Raw genomic sequence first — 19,487 nt, forward strand, 5'->3', positions numbered from 1 at the left:
ATATCCGATCACTTGGCGGGAGCGAAGGAGAACAGCTGCGTCTTGATCGACGGCGGTGCGCCGGGCGTGAACCAGTTGGTGTCCTGTATATGGCTGGCGGTGACGTACATCGTCCCGTCGCGCCCTTCCGAGAAGGTGTCGGGCCAACGCAGCCGGCGATCGGTCAGCACTGTCTCAACGGTCGCTCCGTTCAGACGCTTGATCGCATAGTCAGTGGGCGAGGTCAGGTAGAGCACGCCTGCCTTACTCATCCACAGACCATCAGCGACGTGCGTCTGCGCGACCGTCTTCACCGCTGCCGCCCTATCGGCCTCGCTGACGTCTGATCGCAGCTTCGCGGTGTCGATCGAATAGAGCGTCTTTCCGGTCAGCGCCTGATAGAAGAGCGTCTTGCCGTCCTTGGAGATGGCGATGCCATCGGCGGCGAAGGCGGGCTGCCGGCCATCGGGGCGGACCAACGGCTTGCCGTCGAGCGTAACCTTCACCGTCTTGTCGATCTGCGTCGAGGCGTGCCCATCGAGCGCGCGGTGGCTCTTGCCGCTTTCCAGGTCGACGACGATGATCGCGCCGCGCGTGCCGCTGTCGGTGATGTAGCCGGTCTTGCCGTCGGGCGAGAAGCGGATGTCATTGAGATACGTGCCCTGCAGCGCGACGTCGCCGGGAACCAGGATCGTCTTCGTCACCGTGTTCGACGCCAGATCGATGCGGACGAGCTTGGGCGCGCCTTCGAGAATCTTCTCGTTCCCCGGCGCGCCGGGATCGAGCACCCAGAGATTGCCGTGACCATCGGGCACGATCGACTGCACGCAGACGAAATATTCACCGACCGGCAGTTCGTTGGCGCGGGCGTTGCGCCAGCTGTTCCACTTGGCGTCGGGATAGGGGCGTAAGGATCCGTCCTTCATCACTTCGGCGACGGAGATAGGCGCGTCGTCGGTCCAGCGGGGGAAGTTGACGAAGCGCCGTCCATCCTCGGTCACCGCCACGCCGGTCGCCTGATGATCGAACTGCGCCACCTGCGTCAGCTGTGCGCTGCGTCCCTGGGCATGGGCAACGCCGGCTGCGGCAGCGGCGACCAAGCCGATGGCGGCAATCCCGGCGGCATAGGGGGCGGCTTTCTTCATGGACAGGTTCCTATCGGTGACATCGGTGAGCACGGCGGGATTGCCGGCGAAGAGGGTAAGGAGGTGGCGCACCACCGCTTGCGGGTTCTCCCGCTGCGGGAAGTGGCCGACCCCGGTCATGGTGATGCGCGCGAACGGCCCGGCGAATTTCGCTCGCACGTCCTTCGCGGTCGAGGGAGGGTTCACGCCGTCGGCATCGCCGTGGATGTAGAGCGTCGGCAGCGACAACGTTTTGGTCGCCTTGACCTTGTTCTCCAGCCAGGCGCTTCGTGGATCGGGTTCCGCTTCGCCCCAGCGTGCGCGATAGCTGTGGAGCGTCACGTCGACCCAGTCGGAATTGTCGAACGACCGGGCAACACGGTCGAACGTCGCCTCGTCGAACCATCCCGGTGGCGACCAGTTGACCCAATGCAGATGGGTGAACCCGCGCCGGTCCGCACGTACCGCCTCCGCCCCGCGCGCGGTTGCCATGAACCAGTGATACCATTGCCGCTGGGTCTGCTCGAACGGCGGCGTAGGCATGCCGCCGAGCCGGGGCGGGGTCGACAGCATGGCCATCCGCTCTACCCGATCGGGCCACCCGACGGCCAAGGCCTCGGCGGTGTTCGATCCCCAATCGTGCCCGGCGACCATGAAGCGGTCGATGCCGAGCGTGTCGAGCAGCGCGATCATATCGATCGCGAGCATCGCGCTGTTGCCGGTTCGCGAGGTATCGTCGTTGAGAAAACGCGTGGCGCCGAACCCACGCAACGTCGGGACGATGACGCGGAACCCTTCCGCGGCCAGTGTGGGCGCCACCTGATCCCACGTCGAGGCGTCATCCGGCCAGCCATGGAGGAGGAGCACCGGCTGACCCTCCTCCGCGCCGTGAAGCGACACCTCCATGTTGAGGTCGCCGGCGGTAATCATCGGCATTCGTCAGCCTCCTGGCGGTTCAAACCTTTGCGGACGTTTCGTCGACCCTGCCATTTCACCGTCGCTGCGAAACCAGCGGTTCAACGGCCTTCAGAACGGCCAAGTGCCCAATTCGCCTCCAAGCCGATCTGTCCACGGTCAGCGTCAAGGGACCGAACGCCACCTTCGCCGTTCAGGCGCGACCGCCAACAGGCTCGTGATAGGGGCAACCGTTTACGCGGGCGCGGAAGTCGGCGGAGTGGCGGTAGGTCCCGTTGCGTGCCCGATTGATGTTGCCGAGCGGCTGATGTGCGGCAAGACCGGTCCAGATCGAGAAGCGCATCTCCTCGTTGATCTTCTGAAACTTGTCCTCGGTCAGGCTGTCCTGCTTGGCCGCCCGAATGGTCGCGACGGTCTGGAAGGGCGCATCGTCCTGCTTCCACTCGACGGTCGGGTCCTCGACCGGTTGCTCCTCGAGGTCGCGACACAGTTGCACCCGTACCTCCCACTCCATCTCAAGCACCTGGGTTTCCGACCGGATCACGTCCCGCAAGGCGTCCGGCCGGCCAGTCGCCTCGATCGTGGTGTCGGTCTGATCGATCAGGTCCTTGGACACGGGGAAGATCGCGAATTTGGCGATGTAGTCGCCGTAACGGAACGGCGTGACGCTGAAGTAGGTCTCACCGAGCGGATCCGAGTTGGGCGCCCCGCCGAGCGTCTGCACTTTCGGGCTTTCAATCCCGACCGCGCTGAGCACGGTGTTCACACCGCGCAACACCTTGGACATCGCTTCCTTGGTGCCCTCGAGCTTGTCGGTGGTGCCTGCCAGGAGCTTGAGGTTACCCAGGAACTGGTCGGCGGTCTTGTTCTGGAACACCGAGCCGTTGACCATGACGAAGTCCTGCGTCTGTCCATCGGCACCGGGCAGGCGTTCACCGTCGACGTCCATCACCTTCAGCGCCAGACCACGCGGCAGGCTGATGGTATCCGGCAGGATGTCGCCCGCGTTGATCGAGAAGCGCATGACGACCTTGTGCTCGCCCGGGGTGGCAAACAGGCCTTGGGCCAGCTCGGGGGAAAGCCCGTCATGGACAATTAGCACCCCATCGAGGAAACCGTGCGCCTTGGCGTGGACCGAACGTACAGCGTGACCATAGTCCTCCGCTGTCGTCTCAAGGATCTTGTCGAACGTCTCGTTGAGCTTCGTGATCGTCTCGGCTTCGTCGGGTTTAACATCCTCGACGTCGGGAGAATAGCGGACGGGGGTCTGGGTCATGGTCATTGGTCCTCTCCGGCAAGGAGGCGGCGGCTCGACGCCGCCGCCGTCACGCTCAGCGGCGGGTTGCTGGCGCTTCGAACGCCGTCTTCAGCCGTGCGACTGCGAGATCATTCGCCTGCTTGGCGCCGTTCACGACCTTGGCCATGCCGAAGAACTCATGGGTCACGCCCGGGAAGGTCTTCTGCTCGACCTTGTCACCGGCCGCCCGCATCGCGGCCGCCAGCGTCTCTCCATCCGAGCGTAGCGGATCGATCTGCGCGTTGATGATCGTCGTCGGCGGCAGACCACGCAGGTTGGCGGCGACCAGGTTCAGGCGCGGATCCTGCGCATCCGCCTTGCTCGTCTGATAGTAGTAGCCGAACCACGGCAGCATGGCAGTGTTCAGCGGCTTGGCGTTCGCCGAATCCCGCCGCGAAGGCAGCGTCATACTGCTGTTCGCGATCGGATAGACCGAGACGATGTGGCGCGGCACCGTCAGGCCGTTGTCGCGCGCGTAGATCGCGGTCGCGACCGCAAGGTTGCCGCCGGCGCTCTCGCCGACTGTCGCGATCCGTGCGGGGTCGCCACCCCAGCTCGCCGCATTATGCAGCGTCCAGCGATAGGCAGCAGCCGCATCATCATGCTGCGCCGGAAACTTGAACTCGGGTGCGTGGCGGTACTCGACCGAGACGACGATAGCGTTCAGCGCCTTCGACATGGCCCGCGGTGCGGCATCGTAGGTGTCGACGTCGGCAATGACCCAACCACCGCCGTGGTAGTAGACGATGACCGGCATCGGCTTGCCACCCGCAGGTGCGCCGGCCGGCTTGTAGATGCGCGCGAATTGCTTGGGGTCGCTGCCGTACGGCAGGTCCCGCGTCGTCACCGACGAATCAGGCGCGGTCGACATTCCCTTCTTCCGCATCGCCGCCTTGGCTCCGTCCGCGGCCGAGGGCTGCATGCGGGCTTCCGCAGGCGTGAGCGTTTCGATCGGCTTGCCGCCGAGCGACGCGAGCGCGTCCAAGACTGACTGCATGTCGGGTGCGGCTTTCGGGGGCTGCATGGATGTCGCGGGCGGCGGTGGCGGAGGAGGAGCGGCAATCGAGCGAGGTGACTGGGCCAGAGCTGGAATGCCTGCGATCGCGGTCGACGCGGCGATCAGCGTTAGAACGGTTTTGCGCAATGGTCCCTCCTGAAACTGTCTGTTTCCCAACCATTGGGCGAGCCTCAGCGTTTCGGTACGGAAGTAGACCCAAGCGTTTGAGCAGCGAGGTTCGGAAGTATGGACGGCGGCATGGATGATCAGGCTTTGAAGGTGGATGGGACCCCCAGTTCCAACGCGTTGCCGTGCGAGGCGAATGCGCTGCTACGTCTTTTGAATGACGCTGACCGCGCCGCCCTTGCGCCGCATCTGGAACTGGTGCCGTTCCGCAACGGTGACATGATCGCGCGCGCCGGCGATGCGGCAGACAGCATCTGCTTCCCGTTGACCGGGATCGCTGCGATACTCGACTCACTCGAGGGCGACCGCCGCTACGCGGTCGCGCTGGTCGGAAGCGAGGGGTTCATCGGTTGGCAGTTGCTACTTGGCAACAAGCGCTGGTCGCATGACGTGGTGATGCGGGCCGAACACGGCACGGCTATGAGGCTGTCGGCCACAGCATTGCACAGGATACTGGTCGAACGTCCAGAGATCCGAACCGTCCTGCTCCGCTTCGTCGACGTGGTCATGACCCAGATGTCCAGGACGATCGTCTCGTCGCTCGCGCATTCGATCGAGCGGCGGATGGCGCGATGGATCCTGCTCTATCACGACCGGGTACGCGAGGACGACATCTGCATGACGCACGAGGAGTTCAGGCTCATGCTCGGCGTCCGCCGCAGCAGCGTGACCGACGCACTCCACAAGCTCGAAGAGGATGAGGCTGTTCGCTCCGTGCGTGGGCGCGTCATCGTGCGTGACCGGGATCGGCTGCTGCGCCTAGCTGGTGACACCTACGGGTTCGCTGAGGCGGAATACCGACGCCTACTAAGCCTCTAATCAAATTGAATTTGCTGACGTTCGCCCCCCGGGGGACCGTATATATAGCTTGAAACCACTCAAATTTCGCCGACCTGCCCCGACCGGTAAGATTGGACGCTCAATCAAAATGAACGAATGGCCGAAATTGGGGTAGGGTAGATACGTCGCGAATGACCGGAATTGGGTCCTTTGTTCACCCGCATCCTCTTGCCATTCACCACCTTTTGCGCTGAGACTAATCGACATGCAGAAAACGCTCGTGAGGTTTGCGTCCGGAGTGTCGGGCGTTAACGTAAATCCGAGAGTTTGCTAATGGCATTCGAACCTTTCACCCCGGTGCTCGCGGTGATCGAGGACGCAATCCGGGACGGGACACCGTCAGCGATCGTCGCGGAGGCGAGCAAGGTGTCGATGGTCGCGACCCGCCGCCTGCAACTGGTGGCGGCGGAAGCCGACATGCCGTTGCTGCTGCTCCGTCGTCGACGCAATCGTGATCAGGACCCGTTCTCCCAGCCGTCCGCCGCGTGGACGCGCTGGCGGATCGGGGTGGCATCGTCGGCACGGCTGGAGGTTTGCGGGTGTGGGAAGGCGAGTTGGTCGGTCGAACTGGCGCGGCAGCGCGGTGGTGAGAGCTCCTCCCTGATAGTGGAGGGCAGCGATGAGACGGGTCGTTTCGCTGTTCCTGCCGAACTTGGCCATCAAATGGCTGAGACGGCCCGCTACGCCGCTGCCTGAGCCGCAAGCCCTCCAGATGCCGGTCGACGATGGTCCGCATACCTGTTGGGTGTTTCGGGGCGGCGGATGGCGTCCTGATGCCCGCTGGAGCGCGCCAGGGTGCCTAAACGCCGATTGACGTCGATACGCCGATCTCTGCGTTGCCGGTCCACGCACAACCACCGATGCGCTAGCTTAGCCGGCGATCGAAGCGGGGGAGCCATCTGTACCAGGCCGCGGCCCCGGCTGTGCGCATGGTCGCATCGAGGGCAGACGTGCCGGATGGACGCCAGCTTGCAGCCATCACGTAAATCGCGACCGGTAGAAACCGGTTGTAGTTGGCTATCGTGGTAATCTGGCGACCAGCAAACGTCTTGGCTGAGCGCGTCGACTTTGCTCAGGGCTGCGGCCGATGCAAACCGAGTTCTAGCTCGAGGGGAAGATCCCGGCGCAGCGACCGGCGTTAGGTGTCATCTGCCGCCCGGATCGCCGGTTTCGACATGCGGTAATGTTGATCATCCAGCGCTAATATCGCGGCGCCTTCGATGGGCCCGCCGACCGCCAGGCCAATGCTTGTTACGATTTGCCATTGCATATCCTTCCGCAGACCGTCATACATATGTCACCTTGGGTGCATAAATAAGCCGGCACAAAGATGTCGGATTTGGGGGATGGTCATGAATTTCGCTACCTTGCGCGGCCTGTTACTGCTCTCGAGTGCCTTGCCGGCTGCTGCGCAGGCGCAGCAGGAAATCGTCACTCCCCCAACGCCTTCACCTGCGGCAGCCGGGACGGCGAGCGAGCAGGACATCATCGTTACCGGCGCCCGTTTACAGGCCGTTCGCGAGATCGAGGCCAAGCGGCAGATCGAGGTGATCTCCGACAGCATCAGTGCCGACGAGATCGGCACGTTGCCGGACTTCGGACTGGGCGAGGCCCTGCAGCGCGTGCCGGGTGTCTCGACCGTTCAAAACAATGCGCGCGGGGAAGCGCAATTCCTCTCCATTCGCGGCCTCAATGCCGATTACAATCTGGTCCAGATCGACGGCGTGACGCTACCTGCGAATGAGGTCGGACGGCGCAACGTATCACTCGACGTCATTCCCTCATCGCTCGCGAGCAGGGTCGAGGTCTACAAGTCGGTCACGGCCGCAATGAACGGGAATGCGATCGGCGGTATCGCCAATCTTCGCACACGCAGTGCTTTCGAGGGCAAGGGCGAACCGTTCGTGGGCGGCCGGTTCGATATCGGACAGTGGGATTTCAGACGAACGCGCGGCAATCGTGCGCCATCGGGTCAGGCCGAACTCGTCGCCTCGACGACCTTCGGCGCGGATCACAAATTCGGCATTGTGGTAGCGGGCAGCTACTTTCGGCGCGACTCCGCGTCGGTCAATTCGGCTACGGACAATTACCTCTATTTCGATCCGGTCGCCGGCACGCGACTGCTGTCCCCGGCCAGTGACGTCAGCAAGGCGTTCGCTGCGCCCGATCGTCGGCGCTGGTTGCACTACGACAATGTTCGCCAGCGATACGGCATGTTCGGCAAGCTGGAATTTGACGATCACACGATGTTCAAGGCTGCGGTGACCCTCGCGGACTTTCGCCACATCAATGACGAGGAGCGCCAATCGAACGTCGTCGTAGCCAACACCGCGGTGACTGCAGCGACCAATCGCTACACTCATTTCAGCAACGTAAGCGCGACGAGCGGTAGCGTCGCGAACGCCAATGCGCAGGCCGACCTGTCGAACTTCTACCAGACCCGCCGCATGCGCTATGCCGACGCCCATGCGGAACTGACGCCTGGTGATACGGTGAAGGCCGATTTTGGCCTTAATTACGCGATCGCCACTTATCGGCAGGATGCGCGGCTGGCGACCTATCGCATCGCCAATACGTCAAGCCTTGCCTATCGGTACGCCTACACGCCCGGTGGTTTCGCATTCTTCGACTTCGCCAATCCTGGGTTCGTTGCCAACGCTGCCGAGTATCGTCAGTTCGAATATGGCACCAGCAGCGACGACAATCGCGAGGAGGCGCTGACCGCGCGGGCCAATCTGAATATCAATATGGAGGCGGATGATCGCGGCTTCGGGATCGCGACCGGCGCCTACGCCCGCTTCCTCGACCGGCGCTATGACTTCACCGTCGACAATTACCGGACCACGCCGGCGAGTAACCTGCTGCTGTCCAACGTTCTCGCGAGCGAATCCTATGCACCCTATAACGGTGCGGGTCAGCGGGTCCTGCTGATCGACCCCGCTTTGGCGGCAGGCGCTTTCGCAGCCAATCCGGGCAGCTTCCTTGGTGTCAACAGCGCCAATCCGGCAGGGAACCGTCAGGCCGACTACACCCTAACCGAAGATATCGCGGCAGCTTACCTGATGGCACGCTACGCATCCGACGCCGTCCGCCTGAGCGCGGGCGTCAGGTTCGAGGATACGATGCTGTCCACAGGTGCAAACCGACAATCGGGGTCGACGAGCGCGCCGGTGTTTGCCTTTCGGCAGCAGCATCAGCAGTACAACGAATGGCTGCCCTCGGCGCAGGCAGATTGGGATGTTAGCGATCGCCTGCGCGTGCGTGCGGCGTTCAGTCGGACCCTCGGCCGCCCCAATTACGATGATCTTGCCGGGCGCGAGACGGTCAACATCGGCATCACAGCAAACAATCCCGATGGCGGCGTGTCGATCGTCAGCGGCAACCCAGGCTTGCGACCGCGCCGGTCGGACAATTACGATCTCAGCCTCGAGTACTACGTCGACCGCGACATCCTGTTTTCGGCAGGCCTGTTCCAGAAGGACATCGCTGACGAGATCATCACCACCCGGAACCAGGCAAATGAGGTGTTCGAAGGCGTCTCACAGCTGGTCACCCGCGTCCGCCCGGTGAACGCGAGCGGATCGCGGGTACGTGGCATCGAGTTGAACGCCGTCGTTGCCCGCATGCGGTTCCTGCCCGGACCACTCGCCGGGCTGGGCTTTTCTGCGAATCTGACCCTGCTCGATCCGACACCGCCGCAGGTTACGCTCGCCGACGGCATCACCCGTCGACGACTGTCAGGGCTTTTCGAGAGCGCCGATACGGTCGCCAACGTCAAACTGTTCTATGCTGCCGGTCCGGTTACGCTGCAGGGTGCGTGGAATCATCTGTCGCCGACCCTCTTTTCGGTATCGACCAGTGATCCGTTGCAGGATCGGCGCTATGCCGCCAGCGATCTGTTTGACGCGCAGCTACGCCTGAAGCTCGACCGGCATTGGACGATCGTCGCCCAGGCAAAGAACCTGACCAACTTCCGTCCGCAGCGTCTGTTCGGCCCCGGTTTCGGTCTGTTGCGCGAGGAGGTCGACAATGGTCGGTCTTTCTACGTTGGCGCACTGGTACGCTATTGATGCGCGTCGCCATCATGCTGCCGCTCTTGCTGGCGGCCCAGCCAGCCGACGCGCAGCGCTACCTGACTGGCCCAGGCGTCGCGTTGATCGACGTGTTGCCGCCCGCGCCAGCGAGGGGCTCGGCGGGCGACGAAGCCGATCGCGCTGCCTTTCGCGCAACCCGTACGCTCTATGGATCACCGCGCTGGCAGCAGGCAATCGGCGACGTCGACGAGGGCGTACCTGCAATGCTGACGGACTTCGCTGCAGCTGCGGGGCGTTCCTTGTCGCTCCAGGCTACGCCGGCAGTTGCGCGGCTGCTGACCCGCATGCGCGGCGATGTTGCGGCTGCCGTCAACGCGGTAAAGCCGGTCTATGCCAGACGTCGACCATTCCTGATGGACCCCGGCCCTGTCTGTCAGCCGCGCGGGATTTTGGAGAAAAGTTTCGATTATCCGTCGGGGCACACGAGCTGGGGAACGGCAGTGGCGCTCGTGCTCGCCGAACTGCTGCCGGATCGAGCCGCGGCGATTCTGACGCGCGGGCGGGAGTATGGCGACAGTCGCGTGATCTGCGGTGCTCATAATGTCAGCGCGGTGACCGCGGCGCGGCAGGCCGCCGCGGCGGTTGTCGCGCGGCTGCATGGCGATGCAGGTTTCCGAAGGGATATGGAGGCGGCACGCAACGAACTCGATCGCGCTCTCGCCATCATGGCGCGCATCGCCGACCCCGAGGCCGGCACGATCGTCGTAGCGCATCGCGGCTGCCACACCGCCATCGCCGGGGCGGGCAGCGCGCCCGAGAACTCGCTCGCTGCGCTCGATCGTTGTGCCACCTTCGGCATCGATGTCATGGAAGCAGACGTGCGGATGACCCGTGACGGACATCTGGTGATGATACACGATGCCACGGTCGATCGCACGACGAACGGTCGCGGCAAGGTCGCGGACCTGACGCTCGTGGAATTGCAGGCGCTGCAGTTACGCGACGATCTGGGGGGTCCGGCCAGCCCGCTGACCGGGCATCGCATCCCTACGCTGGAGGCGATGCTGGCGGCTGCGGACGGACGGATCGTGCTCAATCTCGACATAAAGGATGCCGTTCACGCCGAGACGATCGCGGCGGTTCATCGCGCCGGAGCCGAGGGTCGCGTGATAGTCAAGGCGACCGCCGGCATTGCCAGTCCGCCCCTGGCAATATTGGCACCGTTCGATCAGGTGCCGTTCATGCCGATGTTGTCCGGTAGCGTCGAGTTACCGCAAGTGATCGCGCGACAGGCATCCGGATCCACCAGGCCGGTCGGCTACGAAGTCCCGCGTCTGCCCTTGGCGATGCTGGCTCCGGTCGTAGCGGCTGCGCGCACCGCCAGAGGGCGGGTCTGGGCCAACAGCCTGTGGGACGGGTTCGTCACCGATATCGGGGGAGATGCGCAGGCCATGCGTCATCCGGACGCCGTCTGGGGACGGCTTATCCGCAGCGGCGTCTCGATCATCCAGACCGATCAGCCTGTGCCGCTGCGACAGTTCGTCGCAGCACGATGACCGTTCTTCGGTGCGCGGTCAGATGCCTTCGTCCCCGATCGTGCCATCGCTTTCCGAGGCACCGAAGAACGCCGCGCGGAGGGGCAATGCCGCAGCACCGATAGCCGCGGCATCGCCTTCAAGGCCGGACGGGACGATTATCGGGGCCGGGCGGTGAACACCGCGTCGTTCGGGATTGGTGATGGTGATACGCTCGATTATGCGTTGTGCCAGCGCCGGCGGCAGGCGGCCACCGAGCACGATCATTGCGGGATCGAGCGTGGCAGAAATCGACGAGACGACGAGATCGAGCGAGGGGATGCAAGCGTCCAGCCAGCGGTCTACGGCGATATGCTCAGCGTCGAATGCGGCAAGCATCGTATGAAGATCGGGATAGGTGACGCCGTCATCGGCGAATGCGATCCGCAACGCCTCCAGGTTCGGTTGTGGCCAGCCTGCCGGCAGGATCGAGGCGAATTCACCGGCATTGCCGTGATGCCCGCGCAAGGGACCCTCCTTGCACATCACGCCCCCTCCGAAACCGGCTGAGAAGTACAGATAGGCGAAATCACGCACCTCGCGCCCGCGGCCCAGCATGGCTTCGCCTACCGCGGCGACGTTGCCGTCGTTGTCGACCCAGATCTTCCGTCCGAGAGCGTCCGACAAAACCGTGTCGAGCGGGATCAACGCCCAGGGGTCGAGCTGGCGCGGCGGATTGAGGCGCGCGCCGTCGCCGATGAAGTAGCCTGTCACGCCAACCCCGATGCCGAGGAGCGCCGCCCGGTCCCAACCGGCGTCCTCGATGGCAGCGTCGATCATGGCACGGATCTGTGTACAGGCGGGTGCGATGGCCGCATCGGCCAGCCGTTCGTTACGCACCCCGGCTATCGTACCGGCAAGGTTCAGCAGCACCAGCGATATTGCGTCGGTCATCACCGATAAACCAACCGAAAACGCGGCATGCCCGACCAGCGACAGCTTGGCGCTAGGTTTGCCTCGCCCCGCTGCGATCGGCGTGCTCTCGCTCAACAGTTCTCGCGTCAGCAGGGGTTCGATCAGGCGAGTGATCGAATGTGGAGCCAGACCGGTGAGGCGGGCGAGATCGGCGCGACTGGCCGGCCCGATCCGCGACAGCAGTTCGAGCAGGACGCGCTCGTTCGCCGTCGCGGTGCGGCGGCCGTCCTCCCGGAGGAAGTGCTTTGGGAAATTGCCCGCGGAGATTCCGGTCATGATACTGGAAAGGGCCGACGAACAGGCGGAGTCAAGCGCGCGCGCACCAGCACCGCTGCAACGAGGCAGGCACCGGCCACCGTCAGCGCGAAAATGGAAAAGGTGCCAGGCCCGAACGTCGCGACACCGCCCAGCCCGCCCGCGAGCGCCAGACCGCTCGCCCCGAGCGCCAGCTTCGCCGTCATGGTGAAGACACCATAAGCACGCGGCCCATCGGCGAGCGCCGGCAGCAGCGTCCATCCGATGAGGTTGATCGTGCCCATAGCGAAACCGATCAGCACGATCATGACAGCGCCGCTGCTCCATGCGCACGCCGCCGCGATTGCACCTGCCGCGACATAGGCAGCGCTGAGACAGGTCAATCCGCGCCGGGGCGTGCTGTTCGATACTGGCAACAGTGCCGACAGCGTTCGGCCAGCGATCAATAGTGCAATGATCGTCGATCCATCCAAGGGACTCGCGGAAAGGTGCAGTAGGGCCTTTGCCAGACCGCCGAGCCCGACGATGCCGATGATGCCGGCGGTCAGGAACGGCAGCGGCAATCCGGTCAGTCGGCCGGGTGCTCTCGCAACCCTCGTTCCCGCAAACGCAAGCGGCGAGGTAGCGAGGAGCGGCACCATGGCCGATCCGACCAGCAGCGCAGCAAGTGCCATCATCCACAGCAATGGGGCGGTCGCGCCGGCATCTGCGCCGCTCACACCCCATGCCGCGATCAGCGACGCAAGCGCGGTGCCGATTGTCCGCACGCGCGCCAGCCAGGCCGCCCGAGGCGGTGTGCGGCCCAGTCGCGTCAGCAGCGCGTTATGCGGGACGTCGCACCCGGCATAGGAAATCCGGAAGACAAGCGTTGCCGCCAGCAATGCCCATGGTCCATGTGGTGCCAGCTGGATCGTGGCGGGAAAGCTGGCCGCAGCCAGTACAAGCGAACACGCCGCCAGCGGAGCTGCGTGAGACGGCTGGCGATCGAGCCACAGGCCGATACACAGGTCGGCAATGCCGTTCGCGATCAACCCGCCCAGAAACAACGCACCCGCGATCACCGGATCGACCGCATAGACGGTTACAAGCAGATAGATGGTCAGGAGGTCGCTTGCCGTCCACAACAGGCTCTTGCCGACATGAGCGACGCCATAGGCAAGCCAGACGCGACGCCATTTCAGCGAACCCAGCGGACCTTGTACAGGTGGAGCCCCTCCACCGGCACACGCACCGGAGAACTGCCGTCCGGGTTCGCGATCGTGAAGCCTTTCGCCCACCAGCTTTCCTCTGCCTGCACCCAGGCAAGATGCCCGTGCATGTCGACCGACTTCACCTTCAGCTTCGGGTTGAGTGCTGCGAATGGTATGAAGCTGCCCTCGCGCGGGTCGAAGGTCCAGACCCCATCGTCGGTCGTCACAAGGTAGAGGCCGTCGGCGCGGCGCGACAGATCATGTCCATCCCGACGTCCCGGCAGCGTCCAGCGAGACGTTTCGCTTAGTTGCGACGTGCCATGCTTTCCCCCTACCTTATAGGCCTGGATCAGGTCGTGCGACAGGACGAACAGTCGGCGAAGCCGCTCGTCCCAGACGGCGCCATGCCCCGACGGCAGAGGTCTGCTGAGCAATGGCGTTTCGCTGCGGTTGCGATCGTAGAGTTGTAGCCGGTCGCCCTGCGCGTGAAGGGAAAGCGCCACAGCGATCCGTCCGCCCGGCAAGACGCTAGCCGAGTGGGCCATCGGCGCGGTGGCACGAAACGATACGCGGCCACCCGCACGATCGACCACGACGACACCGCCCGTCGATGCGGTAATCAGGATCGCACGCCCCTCATCGATCGGTTTGCATTCGTCGATGCGCGCGAGGAGCCGCGTCCGATAAGCTGCGGGGAGGTCGGTCGCAGTTGCGGCGCTCCACCGCCAGATTTCGGTAGCGCGCGGCCCCGCATCCGATGCGGTATCGACATCATACTCGCGGACCTGATCGTCGCCACAGGCATAGAGGCGCTCGGCAGCCTGAGCCGATCCCGGCGTGGCCATCGCGAGCGACGCCGCGGCAATTTGAAACAACATGCTTATTGCCTTCCTCGGGTTGCTCCGAACGATATTACTCGACCGTCACCATATTGTCACCTATGGTGATTAAGTCGAGTCCACATCGTGCCCCGCAGTCGAAATCGCGACGGGACTGATGGTACGCCTCGATTCAACTGCGGGAAAAAGGTGACATACCGATGAGGCATTTGAACACGTTCCTACGTCGCGCAGCGCTGCCGATTGTGCTCGCTGGTCTGGTCAACGCACCGGCCGCATTTGCCCAATGCCTTCAGGCATCGGATCGCATGGCCGAGATCCTCAATCGGCGACATACCGCCGATACGATGGTTCTTGCGCATCGGGGGTACTGGGGCAAATACAACAGCGGCGATCATTCCATTCCAGAAAACTCCACAGCAGCGATTGTTTCAGCCAACCATGCCTGCATGGACGGCATCGAGGTGGATGTGAAAGAATCGCAAGATGGTGTTCTCTACCTTCTGCATGATTTTCATCTGGGTCGTACGACAGACGTTTACTCCGTTAAGGGAGGCGCGAAGTACAATCCGATGAACAACTCGGGCACCAATCCGGCAATCAATCACGTCGCGGCCATTGATATTGATCGTCTCAGGCTTTTGACGCCGGACCGGAACGGCGTCAGTTTGCACCGGGTGCCGCGTGTCAGCGGCGTACTACAGTCATGGGTACTGAACAGGCTTTCGACCCCAATTATCTTCGACACAAAGACGACCAGCGCAGTCATCAGGCTTGATCAACTGGCAGGAAGTTTGGTGCCGAATTCGGCTTCCACGATGGGTGCCAAGGTCAACGCAACCCTTTATCCCGATCCCGCTGCATTTTTCCGGGACGCGCCGCGGCTGGCGCCGATTCCTGTATTTACTACAAATATGCTCGGTGTGATAAACGTCGCTGACAGCCTGAACAAATGGGGTCGAGTCACTAAGACGGTCGAAATAAACGTCAAGCAGCACAATGGCTTGCTGTCGTACCAGAAGAACCAGGTTCAGCATAATGGGAACAGGGTCGGCGTTTTCCATGCCATCCCGGATGGCCCCGTTGCCAATGCATTTTACAAAAATACCGGAGAATGCTGCTACAGGCTTTCGGATGTCTATTACCACTACATTGTGATGCGTCAGAATGCGGGTCGTGACACCGATGATAGACGCGGAAACCTCGACTTCATCAATTCCGAGCACTTCGGCCTTATCACGTCGGATGATCCGAACGGTGTCGTCAAGTTCCTCGCGGGTAAGGGAAAGCGCAACAGTCATCTCAAGCGGTACGATTAAGCTGGTTCGGGGAGTGTCTTTCCAAGACGCTCCCCGACTTGATCCAGCGGCCGGAGGAAAGGCGCCCCATATGATCCCGAGGAAATCGCGCGTCTCTGACTGTCGTGGTTTGGGATGCCCCCGCTCACGCTATCGAGATCCGAAGCAAGATCCGTGTTTCATCTGCGCCTGTTTCCTCAATCTGCAGCGGCTCGATCAGAGTGTAGCCGGATTGGGAAAGCGCGGTCGGAATGTCATTGCTCACCATTTGCTCGAGGCCTTGTTGATCGCCCTCGTTCCGGGAGCCGGCCGCCTTGGCACTCACGGTGCATGACGCACCACTGCATTCGGTGACAATCTCCTTCAGGCTCGGCAGCGACAGGGCCAGACGTCGAGTTACAGTTTGGCCGTCGGGCAGAGGCGTGTTCACCATATCAAAGCCGCGTTGGACAGTATCATTTTGTGATGAAGCGACCTTTTCAGAAGATATGGCGGTATCAACAACAATAATACTAGGTGTTTGACTGGTTGACGACGCACCGCTCATTTGATCATGAAAAACATACATGCCGCCGCCTAGGCAAACTGCAACTGAAGCTGTGGACAGGAAAAGTCTAGTCATGCTTCTTGACGTATTGTCGCTCATCCTGATTTGCCCCGCGATAACCCAGATTTTACGAATGCCTTCTTTAGATCACTTGGCGCTATGTGGTCTACCCATAGATGGTAATCCACGTGCCGACGTTAAAATCATCGTGAGAGGCAGCAAATGAGGATTTTTCCTATAATATGTTTTGCGTTAACAATGCTTTGTTCCAGCCCCGTTGCTTCGCAGATGCAGGCTACGTCGGATAGAACCACCCATTTGGCCATAAATCCCGGAGAGGAAGCGGCGCTGATCGGCAAAATGCTGCGAACTCGCATTGATTTTTCGTGGATCTTCGAGCCAGTCTTGCTCAAGCGAATTGAGCCCTCCGCAGATGAGCGTGCAAAAACCGGCGAGATTATCGGTATGGCCCGTTTCGCCCGAGTGAAGGGGCTGCCACTGCGGCCCGACGTGCAAACAGCGTTGACAGCGTCCGAGACAATCATCCTGGCAGAGGCAGCTCGTAGAAATCTGATCGATTCCATCGTGGTTTCGGACGCTGACGTCATTGCCCGCATCGCGGAGCACCCAGGACGTTATGACGAGTACAGGCTCAGCCATATCTTCATCACCGTGGGATCAAGCCCGAAAGGTAAAACGCGTACTGATCAGGAAGCATTAGCGCTCGCCAATCAGGTGCACGCCCGCATTAAAGCCGGGACGGCGTTCGCAGAGGTCGCGGAGAAGCTGTCTGAAGATGCGGATACCGCCGTTCATGGCGGTATATTACCAACCATGAAAGGCGTGACTATGAACCCGCTTTTCCTCGATCATGTAGGCCGACTGCCCGAGCTCGCCGTCACGCCGCCCGTACGTGGACCCGATGGCTACCACCTCATCCGTCTTGACAGTCGCACTGTGGCTAACACGCGGTCCGCCCGGTTCTGGGTCGAGCAGGATGTCATTCACGACAGGCTCCCCACCCTAATCGCAAACGCGTTGGAAAGTGGCATTCCCTCTAGCGATCCAGACGCGCGGTAGGCTGATCCAAAGGTTGAGTATTACGTCTGGTGGCCAATAAGTGTGCGCCCCGAAGATCGCAGCTGATCAGCGTCACCATGCAGGCGGCAACAGCGAGGCGCGGAGCACCTGCGTTGCCAACCGTAGCGGCAAGCAGCAGCATCGCGACAGAAGATGCAATCCTGGCGGGCCCACGTCGCACGAGCAATCGCTCGGTCGCGTTCAGAGAGAGTCTCCGCGTGCCGCTCGTCAAACCCGGTCGCGTAATTGAACCCCTCGCTATGACTGGAAGTAACGCATATCGCCAATGTCGGGAGCACGATCACCTCTAACGTGGAGCCGACTGGCAAGTGGCCAACGAGCTGTCGTTCACCGTATCCTGCAGCGTCCAGCCTCTCTGCCCTGTTCCAGTGCTCTTTTCGGGGTTAAGACACGAAAGTACGCTGCGCGTACGGCAGACGTGAACGATCAGCGAACACGATGCCGCGTCATGCCGCAAGCAACGATGTGGGTGTGCGTAGCGGCCTGAGCCGGCCGGCAGGAGGGCGGTCGTCGGTGTTCCAGCGATAGTCGCCGGTGAGTGAGATATGCTCCCACCCGAGCGGTGCGATGTGGCGGGCAGTTTCGGGAGGCACGGCCATGCCGGCGATGGCCTGTTCGAGGTAGCGGGTGTTCCACAGGATGATGGCGGCTACGAGCAGGTTGAGGCCGGAGGCGCGGTAGGTCTGGTTTTCGAACCGGCGGTCCCGCAGTTCGCCGAGCTGGTTGAAGAACAGGGCTCGGGCGAGCGCGTTGCGCGCCTCTCCCTTGTTGAGCCCGGCTTGGGCACGCCGGCGCAGGTCGATGTCGCGCAACCAGTCGAGCATGAAGATCGACCGTTCGATCCGACCGACCTCGCGCAACGCCAGGGCAAGGCCGTTCTGGCGTGGATAGGCGGACAACCGGCGCAGCATCGCGGAGGCGGTGACGGTGCCGCTGCGGATCGAGGTAACGAGCCGGAGCAGTTCGTCCCAGTGATCCGCGACGTGGCCCACCGCGATCGGATCGCCGGTCAGTCCGGCGAGCAACGCTCCGGCATCCTGCCCCGGCAGCAGATGCAGGCGTCGTTCCTTCAGGTCCCGCAAACGCGGCGCGAAGCGGTAGCCGAAGAACGGCGTGAGGCCGAATACATGGTCGGACGCCCCGCCGGTATCGGTGTAATGTTCTTCGATCGACAGACCGGTGGCATGGTAGAGCAACCCGTCGAGGACATAAGGCGCCTCGCCCGCCGTCGCCGCGATCACGCGGCTCGCGAAAGGGTCATATTGATCCGAAATGTGAGTGTAAAAGCTGACGCCGGGTTCGTTGCCGTTACGCGCATTGATATCGCCGATCGCGGCCCCGCGCCCGCCGGCGTGAAAGAGCTGGCCGTCGCTCGACGACGTGGTGCCGTTGCCCCACAGGCTGCTTAGCGGCAGGGCGCGATGCGCGTCGATCAGTCGCGCCAGCGCCGCGCCATAGGCGCTCTCGCTGACGTGCCAGTCATGCAGATGTGCGAGCTGGCGCAGAGTGGCCGCCTGACAGGTATCCGCCATGCGGGTCAGACCGAGATTGATGCCATCCGCCAGGATCACGGTGAGAAGCGCGTTACGATCATCGGCCGGTCGACCGGAGCGGCGATGAGTGAAGCATTCGGAAAAGCCGGTCCAGCCATCAACTTCCAGCAGCAGATCGGTGATCTTCACGCGCGGCAGGCGGTCGTAGACCATGCGCCGCACGTCCTCCGCATCGGGCGGGGTCACGGCCTTGAGCGGCGAGATGACGAGCCCGCCGGCGTCGAGCCGTACCTGGGGCAGTTCCCCCTGCCGGGCAAGCGCCGTGACCTGTTCGATCGCGGTATAGAGGCGGGAGCGGCGACCGGTCAGGAAGGTATCGAAGTCGGTGTCGACAGCCAGCGGCAAGGGGCCGCGCTCGCGCAGCGCCGCGAAGGTCGCGGGTGGCAGGAGGTAACTGTCGAAGGCGCGATACTGGCGGCTTTCCTCCACCCATATGTCACCGGCGCGCAGCCGGTCGCGCCACTGGGTGAGAACGCATAGTTCATAGGCTGCGCGGACGACCTGCCCGTCGCGTAGCACGAAGGGCCGCCACGATGGTGGCACGAAGCGAAGCGGCGGATCGTCGGGCAGGCGTCGCCTGCCGGTCCGATAGACATCGCTGACGACCCGGACCGCATCGAGCAGCCCCTGCACCGGGCCGGCACCCTGCAAGGTGAAGGCTTCGAGGAACGGCCCGATCACCGCGCGCAGCGAGCGATGCCGGTCGATCAGCTCGGCGGTACGATCGGTCGTCTCCGGCGCAACCAGGATTTCCGCTTCCCCGACCGCTGTCCCCAGTTTCTCCCAGTCGATCGCCATCGCGGCAAGCGAGTCCAAGCCTTGCGCCCGTGCATCGATCAGCAG

At 62.9% G+C, this 19,487-nt stretch carries 14 protein-coding genes; 6 read left to right on the forward strand and 8 right to left on the reverse strand.

The annotated features are described in order from the left end of the window. Nucleotides 1-8 precede the first annotated feature (8 nt). From ASE95_RS15625 to ASE95_RS15635, 3 genes are all read right to left on the reverse strand, one after another. Nucleotides 9-2,039 carry an alpha/beta fold hydrolase gene (locus tag ASE95_RS15625; protein ID WP_056638313.1) on the reverse strand — a complete coding sequence of 677 codons (2,031 nt, stop codon included), beginning with the start codon at nt 2,037-2,039 and terminating at the stop codon, nt 9-11. A gap of 172 nt (nt 2,040-2,211) precedes the next feature. Continuing rightward, the gene (locus ASE95_RS15630) at nt 2,212-3,294 is read right to left on the reverse strand and encodes a catalase family protein (protein WP_056638761.1); all 1,083 of its coding nucleotides are present in this window, start codon (nt 3,292-3,294) and stop codon (nt 2,212-2,214) included. A 55-nt stretch (nt 3,295-3,349) separates the two neighbouring features. Further along, nucleotides 3,350-4,459 carry an alpha/beta hydrolase gene (locus ASE95_RS15635; RefSeq protein WP_056638316.1) on the reverse strand — a complete coding sequence of 370 codons (1,110 nt, stop codon included), beginning with the start codon at nt 4,457-4,459 and terminating at the stop codon, nt 3,350-3,352. Between the two features lie 111 nt (nt 4,460-4,570). Between ASE95_RS15635 and ASE95_RS15640 the strand changes: the two genes are divergently transcribed. The 4 genes from ASE95_RS15640 to ASE95_RS17385 all read left to right on the forward strand — a co-directional run bounded on the left by ASE95_RS15640 (nt 4,571) and on the right by ASE95_RS17385 (nt 10,928). Continuing rightward, a complete protein-coding gene (locus tag ASE95_RS15640; protein ID WP_162234708.1) occupies nt 4,571-5,317 on the forward strand; it encodes a Crp/Fnr family transcriptional regulator in 747 nt (248 codons plus the stop codon). Nucleotides 5,318-5,611: 294 nt separating this feature from the next. Continuing rightward, nucleotides 5,612-6,034: a hypothetical protein gene (locus tag ASE95_RS15645; protein WP_235528354.1), complete on the forward strand. Its 423-nt coding sequence runs from the start codon at nt 5,612-5,614 to the stop codon at nt 6,032-6,034. Between the two features lie 656 nt (nt 6,035-6,690). Then, on the forward strand, nt 6,691-9,408 hold the full coding sequence (locus ASE95_RS18370; protein ID WP_162234709.1) for a TonB-dependent receptor: 2,718 nt from the start codon (nt 6,691-6,693) through the stop codon (nt 9,406-9,408). Nucleotides 9,409-9,716: 308 nt separating this feature from the next. Continuing rightward, entirely contained in the window at nt 9,717-10,928 is a 1,212-nt protein-coding gene (locus ASE95_RS17385; protein WP_268795848.1) for a glycerophosphodiester phosphodiesterase family protein, read from the forward strand. 18 nt (nt 10,929-10,946) lie between these two features. Here ASE95_RS17385 and ASE95_RS15660 read toward each other — a convergent pair whose 3' ends face one another. Genes ASE95_RS15660 through ASE95_RS15670 form a run of 3 tightly spaced genes read right to left on the reverse strand, consistent with a single transcriptional unit; the run spans nt 10,947 to nt 14,184 of the window. After that, nucleotides 10,947-12,137 carry an ROK family transcriptional regulator gene (locus ASE95_RS15660; RefSeq protein ID WP_056638322.1) on the reverse strand — a complete coding sequence of 397 codons (1,191 nt, stop codon included), beginning with the start codon at nt 12,135-12,137 and terminating at the stop codon, nt 10,947-10,949. Continuing rightward, nucleotides 12,134-13,393, reverse strand: coding sequence for an MFS transporter (locus ASE95_RS15665; protein WP_162234710.1), 1,260 nt, complete (start codon nt 13,391-13,393; stop codon nt 12,134-12,136). The genes ASE95_RS15660 and ASE95_RS15665 overlap by 4 nt, the downstream gene beginning before the upstream one ends. Continuing rightward, the gene (locus ASE95_RS15670; RefSeq protein WP_056638329.1) at nt 13,294-14,184 is read right to left on the reverse strand and encodes a DUF6528 family protein; all 891 of its coding nucleotides are present in this window, start codon (nt 14,182-14,184) and stop codon (nt 13,294-13,296) included. The genes ASE95_RS15665 and ASE95_RS15670 overlap by 100 nt, the downstream gene beginning before the upstream one ends. A gap of 161 nt (nt 14,185-14,345) precedes the next feature. Between ASE95_RS15670 and ASE95_RS17390 the strand changes: the two genes are divergently transcribed. After that, nucleotides 14,346-15,464 (forward strand): glycerophosphodiester phosphodiesterase family protein, encoded by a 1,119-nt coding sequence (locus ASE95_RS17390; protein ID WP_082450194.1) that lies wholly within the window; start codon nt 14,346-14,348, stop codon nt 15,462-15,464. A gap of 124 nt (nt 15,465-15,588) precedes the next feature. On the opposite strand, the gene ASE95_RS17795 is transcribed toward ASE95_RS17390, so the two are convergent. Continuing rightward, on the reverse strand, nt 15,589-16,089 hold the full coding sequence (locus ASE95_RS17795; protein WP_156348083.1) for a hypothetical protein: 501 nt from the start codon (nt 16,087-16,089) through the stop codon (nt 15,589-15,591). Nucleotides 16,090-16,308: 219 nt separating this feature from the next. On the opposite strand from ASE95_RS17795, the gene ASE95_RS15685 reads away from it, so the two are divergent. Then, nucleotides 16,309-17,070 (forward strand): peptidylprolyl isomerase, encoded by a 762-nt coding sequence (locus tag ASE95_RS15685; RefSeq protein WP_162234711.1) that lies wholly within the window; start codon nt 16,309-16,311, stop codon nt 17,068-17,070. A 467-nt stretch (nt 17,071-17,537) separates the two neighbouring features. Here ASE95_RS15685 and ASE95_RS15690 read toward each other — a convergent pair whose 3' ends face one another. Next, entirely contained in the window at nt 17,538-19,487 is a 1,950-nt protein-coding gene (locus ASE95_RS15690; RefSeq protein ID WP_443025470.1) for a Tn3 family transposase, read from the reverse strand.

Origin of the sequence: Sphingomonas sp. Leaf231, from assembly GCF_001421995.1 — a bacterium.
Taxonomy (GTDB): domain Bacteria; phylum Pseudomonadota; class Alphaproteobacteria; order Sphingomonadales; family Sphingomonadaceae; genus Sphingomonas.

Bases quoted from the DNA above. Each gene is read 5' to 3' on its own strand.
- ASE95_RS15625 (WP_056638313.1), bottom strand. From the start codon at position 2,039: ATGCCGATGATTACCGCCGGCGACCTCAACATGGAGGTGTCGCTTCAC.
- ASE95_RS15630 (WP_056638761.1), bottom strand. From the start codon at position 3,294: ATGACCCAGACCCCCGTCCGCTATTCTCCCGACGTCGAGGATGTTAAA.
- ASE95_RS15640 (WP_162234708.1), top strand. From the start codon at position 4,571: ATGGATGATCAGGCTTTGAAGGTGGATGGGACCCCCAGTTCCAACGCG.
- ASE95_RS15645 (WP_235528354.1), top strand. From the start codon at position 5,612: ATGGCATTCGAACCTTTCACCCCGGTGCTCGCGGTGATCGAGGACGCA.
- ASE95_RS18370 (WP_162234709.1), top strand. From the start codon at position 6,691: ATGAATTTCGCTACCTTGCGCGGCCTGTTACTGCTCTCGAGTGCCTTG.
- ASE95_RS17385 (WP_268795848.1), top strand. From the start codon at position 9,717: ATGCGCGGCGATGTTGCGGCTGCCGTCAACGCGGTAAAGCCGGTCTAT.
- ASE95_RS15660 (WP_056638322.1), bottom strand. From the start codon at position 12,137: ATGACCGGAATCTCCGCGGGCAATTTCCCAAAGCACTTCCTCCGGGAG.
- ASE95_RS15670 (WP_056638329.1), bottom strand. From the start codon at position 14,184: ATGTTGTTTCAAATTGCCGCGGCGTCGCTCGCGATGGCCACGCCGGGA.
- ASE95_RS17390 (WP_082450194.1), top strand. From the start codon at position 14,346: ATGAGGCATTTGAACACGTTCCTACGTCGCGCAGCGCTGCCGATTGTG.
- ASE95_RS17795 (WP_156348083.1), bottom strand. From the start codon at position 16,089: ATGAGCGACAATACGTCAAGAAGCATGACTAGACTTTTCCTGTCCACA.